Origin of the sequence: Flavonifractor sp. HCP28S3_F3 (assembly GCF_052065355.1) — a bacterium.
GTDB lineage: Bacteria > Bacillota > Clostridia > Oscillospirales > Oscillospiraceae > Flavonifractor.
The window spans coordinates 13617-25851 of the sequence record NZ_JBQHUF010000005.1 but is presented as its reverse complement, the minus strand read 5'-3'; the positions used below and the strand labels follow the sequence as shown (position 1 = coordinate 25851).

General features: G+C 61.2%; 12 protein-coding genes. 5 read left to right on the top strand and 7 right to left on the bottom strand.

Features of this window, described 5'->3' with window-relative positions:
- Window positions 1–12 precede the first annotated feature (12 nt).
- From ACTNB1_RS06340 to ACTNB1_RS06330, 3 genes are all read right to left on the bottom strand, one after another.
- The gene (locus tag ACTNB1_RS06340; protein ID WP_441168416.1) at window positions 13–861 is read right to left on the bottom strand and encodes a hypothetical protein; all 849 of its coding nucleotides are present in this window, start codon (window positions 859–861) and stop codon (window positions 13–15) included.
- Between the two features lie 72 nt (window positions 862–933).
- Complete coding sequence (locus ACTNB1_RS06335) at window positions 934–1581, bottom strand: DUF1847 domain-containing protein (RefSeq protein WP_441168415.1); 648 nt, start codon at window positions 1579–1581, stop codon at window positions 934–936.
- An 11-nt stretch (window positions 1582–1592) separates the two neighbouring features.
- Window positions 1593–3839, bottom strand: a complete 2247-nt coding sequence (locus tag ACTNB1_RS06330; RefSeq protein ID WP_441168414.1) for a hydratase — start codon at window positions 3837–3839, stop codon at window positions 1593–1595.
- A 187-nt stretch (window positions 3840–4026) separates the two neighbouring features.
- On the opposite strand from ACTNB1_RS06330, the gene ACTNB1_RS06325 reads away from it, so the two are divergent.
- Entirely contained in the window at window positions 4027–5586 is a 1560-nt protein-coding gene (locus ACTNB1_RS06325) for an N-acetylmuramoyl-L-alanine amidase (RefSeq protein ID WP_441168413.1), read from the top strand.
- Window positions 5587–5639: 53 nt separating this feature from the next.
- Here the strand turns inward: ACTNB1_RS06325 and ACTNB1_RS06320 are convergent, their stop codons facing one another.
- On the bottom strand, window positions 5640–6404 hold the full coding sequence (locus tag ACTNB1_RS06320) for an SDR family NAD(P)-dependent oxidoreductase (RefSeq protein WP_441168412.1): 765 nt from the start codon (window positions 6402–6404) through the stop codon (window positions 5640–5642).
- A 135-nt stretch (window positions 6405–6539) separates the two neighbouring features.
- On the opposite strand from ACTNB1_RS06320, the gene ACTNB1_RS06315 reads away from it, so the two are divergent.
- The 3 genes from ACTNB1_RS06315 to ACTNB1_RS06305 are packed head-to-tail and all read left to right on the top strand — an operon-like array spanning window position 6540 to window position 8117.
- Complete coding sequence (locus tag ACTNB1_RS06315; RefSeq protein ID WP_441168411.1) at window positions 6540–6938, top strand: DUF3783 domain-containing protein; 399 nt, start codon at window positions 6540–6542, stop codon at window positions 6936–6938.
- Window positions 6939–6991: 53 nt separating this feature from the next.
- A complete protein-coding gene (locus ACTNB1_RS06310; protein WP_441168410.1) occupies window positions 6992–7597 on the top strand; it encodes a glycerol-3-phosphate acyltransferase in 606 nt (201 codons plus the stop codon).
- Between the two features lie 16 nt (window positions 7598–7613).
- The gene (locus ACTNB1_RS06305) at window positions 7614–8117 is read left to right on the top strand and encodes a GreA/GreB family elongation factor (protein ID WP_441168409.1); all 504 of its coding nucleotides are present in this window, start codon (window positions 7614–7616) and stop codon (window positions 8115–8117) included.
- A 26-nt stretch (window positions 8118–8143) separates the two neighbouring features.
- Here ACTNB1_RS06305 and ACTNB1_RS06300 read toward each other — a convergent pair whose 3' ends face one another.
- A complete protein-coding gene (locus tag ACTNB1_RS06300; RefSeq protein WP_441168408.1) occupies window positions 8144–8524 on the bottom strand; it encodes a DUF4363 family protein in 381 nt (126 codons plus the stop codon).
- The gene (locus ACTNB1_RS06295) at window positions 8521–9201 is read right to left on the bottom strand and encodes a DUF421 domain-containing protein (protein WP_441168407.1); all 681 of its coding nucleotides are present in this window, start codon (window positions 9199–9201) and stop codon (window positions 8521–8523) included. Before ACTNB1_RS06295 ends, ACTNB1_RS06300 begins: the two co-directional genes overlap by 4 nt.
- 90 nt (window positions 9202–9291) lie before the next feature.
- On the opposite strand from ACTNB1_RS06295, the gene ACTNB1_RS06290 reads away from it, so the two are divergent.
- Window positions 9292–10113 (top strand): metallophosphoesterase, encoded by an 822-nt coding sequence (locus ACTNB1_RS06290; protein WP_441168406.1) that lies wholly within the window; start codon window positions 9292–9294, stop codon window positions 10111–10113.
- Between the two features lie 51 nt (window positions 10114–10164).
- Here the strand turns inward: ACTNB1_RS06290 and ACTNB1_RS06285 are convergent, their stop codons facing one another.
- Window positions 10165–12087, bottom strand: a complete 1923-nt coding sequence (locus ACTNB1_RS06285; protein WP_441168405.1) for an Ig-like domain-containing protein — start codon at window positions 12085–12087, stop codon at window positions 10165–10167.
- Between the last annotated feature and the right edge of the window lie 148 nt (window positions 12088–12235).

Below are 12235 nucleotides of genomic sequence, written 5' to 3'. Positions count from 1 at the left end.
TAAAACAATTCTTTACCACCAGCCCAGAAGGAACTGGGCGATGAAGTAGAGAGGCAGGAAACCGGCGGCGTAGCTGGTCAGGTTGGCGCATACGGCGTATCCCACCCGGCGGCGGGGCGTATGCTCCCGCAGCAGCAGGCCGTAGGCGATGGCCTCCGCCAGCAGGATCAGAACCTCCACCGGCACCAGCATCAGGTAGTACAGGTAGTGAGCACCCACAGCCAGGATGGCCGAGCCCAGCAGGATGTGGAGGGCCGCCTGGGTCGCCAGGTTGACGATGAAACATACCACCACGCTCCGTCTGGTGCGGAATCCGAACAGCCACAGCAGGATGCCCTCCACCACAAGCGTAGGGACGAAGGTGGAGAGGAACTGAGTGAGGTAATATCCCACAGTGGAGGTGGACTTGGTGACGGTGTTAGTGGCGTAGTCGTACACCAGCTCGGTATGAAACACCGTTCGGGTGAAAGGCTCCTCCGTGGCCTGAGCCCCATCGGCGGAGGACACCGCAATGCGGAAGGTGTCCGGCAGGCCCACATAGGAAAAGGTGTGGGTCCCGTCCGTCCCCGGCGTCAGATCGCCGAACAGGGGTAGGTTGGTGCCGTGAGCCAGGGCGGGATACCAGCCCTCGTCCTCCCAGCTCCGAAGCCCCTGGATCAGGTCCGGGTCATATTCCTCCAGATCCACATTGCTGTAGTCCCAATCAGCCTGGTGGAGCAGGTCCAGATAGTACACCCCCTCCGGGGCGTTGGTCACCGTGATAGTGACGGACTGTTTGGGTCCCATGTCGGCGGAGGCTGAGCTCCCCAGCAGGAGCAGGCAGAGCAGAAGACAGGGAAGAGTGCGGAGCAGACGCTTCATGGCAGATCCTCCTTCCAGTGCTTTCTGATCTATACACACCTGAGAGGGGGCAATGATTGCGGGAGAGAAAAATTATGCTTCCTCAGACTTGGGCGGGTCCAGCAGACGCTTGTAATAGCTGTCCAGGTTGTAGAGCACGGCGGCCGGATTATGGCCGGTGACCCGGTCCTTGGTGACCAGGGTGGTGGTGAGGCCCTCCGCGTATTTGTAGAACATGCTGTCGTGTCCCACGCACAGACCGACGACGATGTTGAGCTCCGTGCCAAGCCGGTTGAGGTGCTTGGCCTGCAGGATAGGATTGCACATATTCGCCCCGACCTGCTTACATGCTTCATCGATTCCGATTGCGGTCTTGTCTGTCATTCCGGCTTTACAGGCTATGGAATATACCTGGAAGCCGTTTGCCCGAAGGATCCGTGCCAGTGCATGGCTTTCTTTCAACAGACCGACACAGGTAGCGATTCCAATTTTCTGAAAGCCCATGCGGCGGGCAAATTGCATGATTTCCTCCACCCGCGTCCACTTGCAGTAGCCTTCATACTCTACCTGTGCGGCAGTCTGAAGAACCCGCTGGTTCTCCTCCTGCGTGGAGAGAGAAAGCGCCTCGTCCAGTTCGCCGGGCTCGAGTGCCGATGTGGTGCAGAAGGGGGGGAATGTTCCCATTCCGCTGGAGCATGCTTTGCTGCCGCAGTCCGCACAGGACAGTTCATGGGTTTCCATATCCGATATCCTCACTTGGCGTAGTAGTTGATCAGGCAGCCAGCCAGGACGATATCCCGCTCTTCCCGGGTCATACCGGGCAGCTTCAGGGTGACGGCCTTTTCCGTGCCGTTCTGGATCAGGGTAGCGGAGATATCCTCCGCGCCGCTGTCCACGGCGGAGCGGACGCCGGGGATGTACAGCTTGTCGCCGGGCTGGATGTTCCAGTCCTTCACACCCTCGGCGATGAAGGGCAGCATGCCCCAGTTCACCACGTTGGAGCGGTAGCGCTTGGTGGCGTACTCGGCGGCCAGGTTAGCCACACCGCCCAGCACACGCTGGCAGGAGGCGGCTTGCTCACGGGCGGAGCCGTCGCCGGGCTTGAGGGCCATCACCAGGGAGCCCAGGCCGGTATCTTTTCCGTCGTGGCCCATGAGGGCGTCCTTCACTTCAGGGGCCTCGGGATTGGTGCGGCGCAGCTTCTCCACCGCCAGGATCTCCTTGGCGCGGGGGACATACTGGGGATCCTTCCGGCTCAGGGCGAAGTCGGACAGCTTGATGGGGTTGGAGCGGTAGGAAGAGGTCTCACCGGAGGGGATGAGTTCATCGGTGGTGGTGACGGGGTCATAGATAGCGGAGCACACGGTGAGCAGCAGGTTCTCTGGCAGGGCCACCTGCTCCGGCCAGTCGGCGATGTTGGGGCCAAACACCAGCTCCTGGCTGGGATCGGCCTTGCCCACGCCGAAGTACACCCGGGCCTTGTAGGGGGTGGGATCATAGGCGAAGGGCTCCACAGCGGGATCCACGGGGGCGCTGGGCAGCTCGTCGGCCCCGGTGAGCACGCCGCCATTGAGGGCGGTGGCGGCGATGGAGCGGGCGTCCATCAGAGCCACGTAGGATACCTGGCCGTCGGAGGGCTTGGAGCCCTCCCGGTTGGGGAAGTTCCGGGTGGAGTGACGGATGGAGAAAGCCCCGTTGGCGGGCACGTCGCCGGCGCCGAAGCAGGGACCGCAGAAGCAGGAGCGGATAGAGGCGCCGGCGGCCATCAGGGAGGTGATGTAGCCCTTCCGGGTCAGCTCCAGGTTGACGGGCTGGCTGGTGGGGTAGACGGACAGCCAGAACTCGTCGGCGCCGATGGCGTGACCGTCCAGGATCTGAGCCGCCCGGACGATATTCTGGTAGGTGCCGCCGGAGCAGCCGGCGATGACGCCCTGATCCACATGGAACTGGCCGTTCACCACCTTGTCCAGCAGGGAGGCGGGCTTGCTCTTCAGCTTCAGCTGATGCATGGTGTCCTCGTCCACCTGGTGGAGCAGGTCTTCCATGTTCTCCTTAAACTCTTTGATGGTGTAGGCGTTGGAGGGGTGGAAGGGAAGGGCGATCATGGGCCGGATCTTGTCCAGCTCCACTTCGATGATTCCGTCATAGTAGGCGCCGTCGGCGGGAGCCTGAGGCTTGAACTCGCCGCCCCGGCCCAGTACCGCCAGGTGATCCTTCAGGGTGTCGTCGGCGGGCCAGACAGAGGACAGGCAGGTGGTCTCGGTGGTCATCACGTCGATGCCGGAACGGTAATCCATGGAGAGGTTTGCCACGCCGGGGCCGAAGAACTCCATGACGGCGTTCTTCACAATGCCGTCCTTGAAGGTGGAGCGGATGAGCTCCAGTGCCACGTCCTGAGGACCCACGCCGGGGATGGGGGCGCCGGTGAGGTAGATGGCGATGACCTTGGGATAGGAGATGTTATAGGTCTTCTCCAGCAGCTGACGGGCCAGCTCGGGGCCGCCCTCGCCGATGGCCATGGTGCCGTAGGCGCCGTAGCGGGTGTGGGAGTCGGAGCCCAGGATCATCTTGCCCGGGGCGGCATACCGCTCCCGCATGTAGGAATGGATGACGCTCTGGTGGGCGGGGACGAACTCGCCGCCGTACTTCTTGGCGGCGGACAGGCCGAACACGTGGTCATCCTCGTTGATGGTGCCGCCCACGGCGCACAGGGAGTTGTGGCAGTTGGTCAGCACATAGGGCAGCGGGAACTCCTTCATGCCGGAGGCACGGGCGGTCTGGATGATGCCCACATATGTAATGTCATGGGAGGCCATGGCGTCAAATTTGATGGCCAGGCTGTCCATGGAACCGCTGGTGTTGTGGGCTTGCAGGATGGCGTAGGCCATGGTGCCTTTTTTGGCCTCTTCCGGGGCGGGCAGGCCGGCTGCGGGTCCGTCCTGGGCGGGCAGAAAGGCGCCGTTTTTGTAGTATACGCCCTCCGTTGTGATCTTCAGCATGGGTATCCCTCCGTTGTGATTCAAATTACATCTATCATACCAAGATTTTGACATAAGTGCAAGCCGTTTTGCGTGGACTTGCAAATAAGAATGACCAAAAATTTATGTCAACTTTTTTGCCCGGCCGCCTTGACGGTTTGGCGGGAATACGGTAGAATAAATTCATATTTTGCCGAGGAGTTCTGCTATGAAAAAGGCCATTTCCCTGCTTTTAGTGATCGTATTGCTGATCGGAATGGTACCTATTGTGGCCGCCGGGCCTGCTGGTACCCTTTCCGTTTATTTTTATGATGAAACCACCGGACGTTATGGTGAACTGGTGGAGACCGACCGGGTCAATATGACTCTGGACGGTGCGGCCCTCACCCCGGAGGATGTGCCTGCTCTGGTGCAGTATCCGGAAGGGAAGAACGGACGTACTCTGGTGCCGGTGCGGCTCATTGCCGAGGCTCTGGGAGCCACTGTGACCTGGGTGCCTGAGACCCGGCAGGCGATTTTGATGCGGGAGGAGAGCACCATCGTACTCACCCTGGGTTCGGCCACCGCGCTGGTGAATGGCCAGAGCGTGGAACTGCCCGACGGTGTGCCCGCCGGAGTGGTAAAGTGGGATGGGAAGGAGAGCACCATGGTGCCCCTTCGGTTCGTCTCCGAGCAGCTGGGGGCGGAGGTAGCCTGGGACGGCGCCACCTTTACCGCCGTCATCACGTCTCCTACACCGCCCACCCCTACGCCTACCCCGACTCCCACTCCTACGCCTGACCCCACCCCCAGTCCCACCCCGGTGCCTCCCGCCAATGCGGATAAGGGTGTGGTTACCGATATTTCCTTCTCCGCCAGTACCCAGGTGGTGACCATCACCACCGACCATACGCCGGAGTACCGGGTCATCGACCTGGGTGACCGGGTGGTGATCGACGTGCTGGGCGCGTACTGTGCCGAGGCGGTAGAGAATACGGTGACCATTGCCGCCGACAGCGAGACGATCTCGTCAATCCGCTATCTCCAGCATGATGATGATCTGGGCTACAGCTATCCCCATACGCTCCGGGTGGTGCTGGATCTGAAAAGCGGCGCCAGCTATGCGGAAAATGTCAGCGTGACATCGGGTGCCAATGCCATCCGCGCCGTCCTGACGGCGCCGGAGGAGCCGGAGACCCCGGACTATAATCTGAACCCCAACAAGTACACCATCGTGGTGGACCCGGGCCATGACGGTACCACACTGGGCGCGGTGTATCCCGACGCCAGCGGCACCAAGATTTACGAAAAGGATCTGACCCTGGCTATCTCCAATAAGCTGAAGACCGAGCTGGAGAAGGCGGGCTACAACGTAGTGATGACCCGGACGGGGGAGACGGCGGGCGATCTGTATGAGCGCAGTGAACTGGCCAATTCGGTGAATGCCGACCTTTTCGTCAGTATCCACATCAACGCCTCGGGCACTGTACCCACCTTCCAGGGGCTGTACACATATTACTATCCCACCAGTACCAGAAGTAAGAATTTTGCCCAGGCGGTACAGAGCGCAGTGTGCGCGGCCACCGGAGCCATTGACCGGGGCATTGCATCGGCCAACTTTGTGGTACTGCGGGAGACCAACATGGCGGCGGTGCTGGTGGAGTGCGGCTTTATGTCCAACGTAGAGGAGCTGGAGCGGCTCAAGTCGGATGCCTACCAGCAGAAGCTGGCCGAGGGTATCACCCAGGGCATCACGGACTACCTGAATACCGGTGCGATCCAAAAGTAAATAATAATATAAGGGACGCTCCAACAGACGGAGCGTCCCTTGTATTATAGTGTTCAGATCCGGCGCAGACTCTCCCAACAGGCCATGATGAAGCAGTGTGGGAGTAACTTGCTGGCGGTCCGCTGTACCAGGGCGGGCAGGCCGCAGGTGGTGACGGCCAGCACCTGGCTGTCCCGCAGAGCCCGCCGGGCCACCGTCTCCGGCCTGAGGGCGAAGGGGTAGCTGCGGACGGTGCGGCCGTTCTTGGTGTCCTTGGCCACATCCATAAATTCCGTCTTGATCCAGCCGGGACATACCGCCGTCACCTTGATGCCTCTGGGCGCTACCTCCCACCGCAGGGCCCGGCTGTAGTGCAGCAGGAAAGCCTTGGTGGCGGCATAGACGTTGAAGCCGGGCAGAGGCTGGAAGGCGGCGGAGGAGCAGATCTCCAGAATGCGAGCTCCCCGGCTCATATGGGGGATGACGGCGGCGGTGAGGAGTACGGCGGCCCGGCTGTTCAGGTCGATCATGTCTGCCGTCTCCTGGAGGGTCATGTCGGCGTAGGTGCCGAACTTGCCGAAGCCGGCGGAGTTGACCAGCACCCGCACGTCGGCCCCCGTCTCCTTCAGCAGGGCGCGCAGCGTCTCCACGCTCTCCATTTTGGTCAGGTCCAGGGCCAGCGGGCGCATAGGGGTGGCCAGTTCACCGGCCAGCTCCTCCATCCGCTCCCGGCGGCGGGCCACGCCCCAGATCTCGTCCAGTCCGCCCTGTTTGTCCAGCTCACGGATAAAGGAGCGCCCCAGGCCGGAGGATGCGCCGGTGACAATGGCGATCTTCATATGCGATCCTCTCCTTTTCCTTAGTATCCCACAAAATACCCGGCCTTTGCAAGGACGGGCTGAAATTGTTGACGGCAGGGGAGCGGACGGGTACAATATAGACTGTTACCACTGAACGGAAAAGAGGATTTTTCTATGAACCATCCTATGGTATTACTGTATAATCTGAATAATGAAAAGGGCGCGAAGATCCGCCGCATGTGCCTGCCGCTGGGTCTGCGGGCCCGGTTGGTGGAGCCTGCCGAATATGGCCTGACCCTGAACGACTTGGTGGAGGGCAAGACGCCGGAGAGCCCCTGGGCAGGGGAGCCCTTTACTGACGAGGTGCTGCTGTTGGTCAACTGCACCGGCCCTCTGCTGGACCGCTTCCTCCAGGGATTCCGGCGGAACAAGATCCCTCGGGTGGGCCTCAAGGCGGTGCTCACCCCCACCAACGGGACGTGGAACTCCCTACAGCTGCGGGAGGAGCTTGCCCGGGAGCGGGAGGCCATCCGTCGGGGCCAGGCCGCCCACAAGAAGGACCAGGAGGGCTAAAACCGCCGTTTTGGGGCAAACTGGCACCATATCAGAAGCGAGAGGTGCTTGCTGTGGAACGGATCATCTGCCTTGTGATCGGATATATGTTTGGCTGCTTTCTCACCGGGGAGCTGGTAGCACGCCAGCGCACCGGAGAAAGCGCCGCCCGGCTGGGTACCGGCAATCCGGGCATGGCCAACCTGTCCCATGAGCTGGGACTGCGGTGGGGGCTGCTGGTGCTGCTGGGAGATATTTTAAAGACCGCTTTGGCCTGCCTGGCGGCCTGGCTGCTGTTCGGAGCCGCTCTGGGGCGGCTGGCCCTGCTGTGGGCCTGCCTTGGGGCGGTCCTGGGCCACAATTTTCCCTTTTGGCAGCGGTTTCGGGGCGGTAAGGGCGTGGCCGTCACCTGCGCGGGGCTGATCCTCTATTCTCCGCTGTGGGGAACGGCGGCCTGCCTCACCGGCCTGGGCGTGACGGTCATCACCGGCTGGCTGCCTCTGGGAGCGGCGGTTATCCCTACCGTCTTTCTGCCCCTGTCCATCCTCTTCCATAGCTGGGAGGCAGGCGCTTTGACCCTGGCACTAACGGTGCTGATGGTGAGCCGTCACTATCATGGACTGGGTCGGATCCTGCGGGGGGAGGAACCCCGGAAATTCCGGCCCAATCAATCCAAGTAAAGAAAAGAGATGCCTGATGCACGACGAACTGACAAAAAAGGACCTTCAGATGATGAAAGAGGAGCTGGACTACCGTCGGATCCAGCTCCGGCCCAAGCTGCTGGAGGCGGTGAAGGAGGCCCGGGCCTTCGGGGACCTGAGCGAGAACTTTGAGTACAAGGCGGCCAAGCAGGAGAAGAACCGCAACGAGGGCCGTATCCGCTATCTGGAGAACATGATCCGCACCGCCCGGGTGTTCCGGGAGGAGCCGGTGTCTGACGGCGTGAACCTGTACGACAAGGTGACGGTCTATCTGGAGGATGAGGATGACACTGAGACCTACCAGGTGGTGACCACCATGCGGCAGGATGCCCTCCACGGCCTGATCAGCAAGGAGTCCCCGGTAGGCAAAGCCCTGCTGGGCCGCAAGGTGGGGGAGACCGTACATATTCAGGTCAACGACAGCTTCGGCTACGATGCCAAAATCCTCTCCATCGAGAAGGGTGAGGACGACGGCTCCGCGCCTCTGCGGGGCTATTAAAAAAGCGGGAACGGCTGCCGTTCCCGCTAAAAAATATTCTTTAAGGTGAGCTGCTCCGCCTCATAGAGCAGCTGGATCTGGGTGACCAGCCGGGCGTTGGCGGCGGCGTACTCGCCGTACTCCTGACTGTCCAGCAGAGCCAGGGTCTCCCGGAATCCGGCGTAAATGCTGTCGGTGTCGGCGTGGCGAAGGAGGACGTGGAGGTAAACGTCCCGATCTCCCCAGGTGTCCTTAGCCTGGACGGTGAGGTCCCTGGCCTGATCCCACTGCTCTGCCGCCGCCAGCTCGTCGGCCTGTTCCAGCAGGGCGGACAGGGTATCGGTGAAGCCGTGGAGAGAACGGATGTGAAACAGGGTCCCGGTAAAGATGGCCCCCAAAAGGAGCAGCGCGATCCAGAAGCGCTTCACTTGCTCGCCTCCTTCTTTGCCAGATAGACGGTGTTTTCTTCGTCCACCGTCAGCAGAAACACATCCTCCGTCCGCTGGACGTGATGCTGATGCAGCTGCTTTTCCAGCCACTCCTCGTTGAGCCCCCTGCTGTGGAGGGTGCGGGTAATGACCCGGCCGTCGTTGATGATGACCATGGGCAGGCCCGGTTCCTGTGGCCTCAGGCCCATCTGCTGGGCGGTGACCGGCTGCTGGGCGGCGTAGGGGAGGACGGAGATCTGTCCATTGGTCTCCAGAATGGCGTATTTTACGGTGGTCAGATCGGTGATCCCCTTCATCCGCAGTTCCTCCATCAGCTCATCCAGGGTAAAGCGGTTTTTCCGCATTTCACTCTGCCTCAGCTTTCCGTTTTCCACGATGACGCTGGGCCGGCCGCAGAGGACCGCCCGGAACCGGACGCTCTTCATGGTGAGCACCGACAGGGCCATGGTGATGCACAGCAGGGTAAGGATGGGAATGAGGCCAGTGAGCAGGGGAATGCCGAAATCCTGCATTGGCACGGCGGCCAGGTCGGCGATAAGCAGGGCCAGCACCAGCTCAGAGGGCTCCAGTTCTCCTACCTGCCGTTTGCCCATGAGCCGGATACCGGCAATGATGAACGCATACAGAATGATGGTGCGCAGAAAGGCGATGACCATAACAGACCTCCCCAAACGTGGGCTTACTGATTCAGTATGGCCTGGGAGGCCGCCATTATGCGGCTGTGATCGGAAAGAAAGGAGCATTCCTTGAAAAAAAGAAGCAAAACGCTGCTGCTGGCAGGCGGGATTGCGGCCAGCCTGCTGGTGTGGGCCGGTCTGGACTCCCAACTGACTGTGCGGGAATATACGATAGAGAGCGGGAAGGTGGACGGCCCGGTTCGCCTGGCGCTGCTCACCGATCTGCACTGCTGCTACTATGGAGAAGGCCAGCGGGAACTGCTGGACGCGGTGGCAGCCCAGCAGCCTGACCTAGTGGTCCTCAGCGGCGATATTGTGGACGACGAAACCCGCATGCCGGAGGAACGGGCTCTGGCCACCGTGGAAGCGCTGGCGGAGCAGTGGCCGGTCTATTATGTGACCGGCAACCATGAATTCTGGAGCGGCCGGGTGGACGAGATCAAGGCGGAGCTCCGCCAATGCGGCGCAGTGATCCTGGAGGGGGAGTCCGCGCTGGTGACAGCGGCAGGGCAGACCATTCAGATCTGCGGGGTCGATGACCCCAACGTGGGGGAGCGGGCCTGGCAGGCGCAGCTGGAGACTGTCACCGCAGCGCTGGAGGAGGACGTATTTTCCGTCCTGCTCACTCACCGGCCTGAGCGGGTAGAGGACTATACCGGCCGGGGCTTTGATCTGGTGCTGGCGGGCCATGCTCACGGAGGCCAGTGGCGGCTGCCCGGCCTCATCAACGGCCTCATTGCCCCCAACCAGGGGATTTTTCCCCAGTACGCAGGCGGCGAATATGATCTGGAAGGCACTACTCTGATCGTCAGCCGGGGACTGGCCCGGGAGAGCACCCGGGTTCCCCGTTTTTATAATCCGCGGTTGTTGGTCATCATAGAATTGACATAAAAAACAGACGGGGCCGGAACCATGGTGCCGGACCCTTCTGTTTTTGATCCGTTATCCTTTTGTAAGGCACAAAGTCCCGCTCATACCACGGGGCACCTGCACCTGGAAGGTGTGAACTGCGCCGTCGCCGTCATGCGCCGTGTCCACGGTGAGGATGCCCACCTCCTGAGTGGTGTCTTCCGTCTGGAGGGTCAGCCGGGCCAGCTGGACGGGTGCCTGAACCTGGCCGTCGGTGGTGAGGGTCACCGTATAGGTGGCGAAGTCATCCGCATAGTCCGTCAGAGCAAAGGTAAACTGGCTCCGGAGAGTCACACCGCCAGCAGTAATCGTGTCGCTCAGATAGCCGCCAAACTGCCGGTCCATACTGGCCTCTGCCACTGTCAGACTGGTGTCGGGCACAAGAAAGTCCATGGTGACGATTCCCCCGTCGGCCTCGGCAGTGACGGTACACCGACCGGGGGACAGGGCGGTGACCACAAAGGCGGCGCTGCGGTCCTCGGTAAAGTCCCGGTCCACCTTCAGAACGTCCGGCCGAGAGGCGGAGTAGTTCACATCCGCCCCCACCGGGCCGTCCATGCCGGCGTCAAAGTACCAGGCATAATAGTAGGGGATGAACGGGATGTGAGGCTGGCTGGGGTTGTCGACGCACAGGGCGTTCTGAGCCTCGTCCTCCAGGCAGACCACCCAGGCACCGTCTACCTGGGGACATGCAGAATTGCCATAGGCCTGGAAAGGCTTGGAGAAGGGCAGACCGGCGGAAGGACGGTCCTCTGCCGGGTCGTGGATGGTAACGGTGCAGGATTCCGTCCCCGCTCCGGCAATGACGGCCCGCACCGTGGCAGTGCCCGGCTCCAGGCCGGTGACGGTACAGGACTGGTCCTCATTCATCTGGAGAGAGACCGCCTGGACCCCGCCGGAGGGGAAGGTGATCTCCCAGTATACGCTGTTGTTACTGGCGTTGCCGGGGATGGGGGCGGCGGTAAGGCGGAAGGACTCACCCGTGTCCAGATCCAGCTGACGGATGGAGATGCCCACGCCGGTGGCGGGGATCAGCTCATTTTCAACCCTGACCAGGCAGGCGGCGGAAGCGGTCTCGGTTCGAACCATAATGGTAGCGGTACCCGCCGCCAGGGCGGTGACCGTTCCGCTGCCGTCTACAGTGGCTACGGTGGGGTTCGAGCTGGTCCAGGTCAAGGCTGTTTCCTTTGGTTCCGCCGTGGCGGTGAGCCGGGCGCTGTCCCCCACAGTGAGGGTGAGGCTGTCCTGATCCAGGGATACCCGTTCGTCTCCCTCCTGCCGTTCCAGAGTGATGGCCTGCCGCAGGTCAGGCTGCACCAGCCGGGTGACCAGGGCGGCTACGCTGGCTCGGTCAATGGCGGTGTCCGGGTGGAAGGTGCCTTTTCCGTCGCTGCCGGTGAGCACGCCTGCCCGGTAGAGAAGGTAGATGTCGTCATAGTTGGCCGCTCCCTCCGGCACGTCTGGGATCATGCCGTCGTCCACTGTGTTGATGGGCTCCAGCGCCTGCGCAGGCAGTGCGCTGGCCAAAATGGCAGCGAACTGATCCCGGTGGGCGTAGGCCTTTGGGGAAGTAGCGGCTTCTGCGGTGAAGATGCTGTTTTCTCCGGCATAGTCCAGATAGACCTGGTACCAGGGGGAGCCTTGGGCAAATTCCGCCGCTCCGGTATGATAGATGCTGTGGATGCGTGCAGCCAGAGCCACCGTCTCAGCCAGGGTGATGGTCATGCCTGGCTCAAACTCTCCCTTGCCGGTGCCCTGCATGAGGCCCAGCTCATAGGCCGCTCCTACGCTCTCCGCGTACCAGCTGGAGGCGGGTACGTCCCGGAAGGTACCGGAGGTATAGGTGTTGACCGGCTGAAAGTTTTTAAAGCCGTCCGTGCTTGCCGCAAAGACAGGAACGGTAAGGAGTATTGCCGTTGCCAATGCAGCCGCCAAAAATCGTCTGCTTTGTCTCATAATAGAATTTTCTCCTTTCCTTTCTGGGGCAAAACTTCACTGTGTAGTCTTAAAGTAGCACAGTTTTTTTCATAAAGCAATATCCTGTCAGCGAAGGATTATTCGGTAATCCCAAATGAATTTTGAGAAAAAATACCTAAATAAAAAT

Coding starts and splice junctions, on each gene's coding strand:
- ACTNB1_RS06340 (WP_441168416.1), bottom strand. CDS start 861: ATGAAGCGTCTGCTCCGCACTCTTCCCTGTCTTCTGCTCTGCCTGCTC.
- ACTNB1_RS06335 (WP_441168415.1), bottom strand. CDS start 1,581: ATGGAAACCCATGAACTGTCCTGTGCGGACTGCGGCAGCAAAGCATGC.
- ACTNB1_RS06330 (WP_441168414.1), bottom strand. CDS start 3,839: ATGCTGAAGATCACAACGGAGGGCGTATACTACAAAAACGGCGCCTTT.
- ACTNB1_RS06325 (WP_441168413.1), top strand. CDS start 4,027: ATGAAAAAGGCCATTTCCCTGCTTTTAGTGATCGTATTGCTGATCGGA.
- ACTNB1_RS06320 (WP_441168412.1), bottom strand. CDS start 6,404: ATGAAGATCGCCATTGTCACCGGCGCATCCTCCGGCCTGGGGCGCTCC.
- ACTNB1_RS06315 (WP_441168411.1), top strand. CDS start 6,540: ATGAACCATCCTATGGTATTACTGTATAATCTGAATAATGAAAAGGGC.
- ACTNB1_RS06305 (WP_441168409.1), top strand. CDS start 7,614: ATGCACGACGAACTGACAAAAAAGGACCTTCAGATGATGAAAGAGGAG.
- ACTNB1_RS06295 (WP_441168407.1), bottom strand. CDS start 9,201: ATGGTCATCGCCTTTCTGCGCACCATCATTCTGTATGCGTTCATCATT.
- ACTNB1_RS06285 (WP_441168405.1), bottom strand. CDS start 12,087: ATGAGACAAAGCAGACGATTTTTGGCGGCTGCATTGGCAACGGCAATA.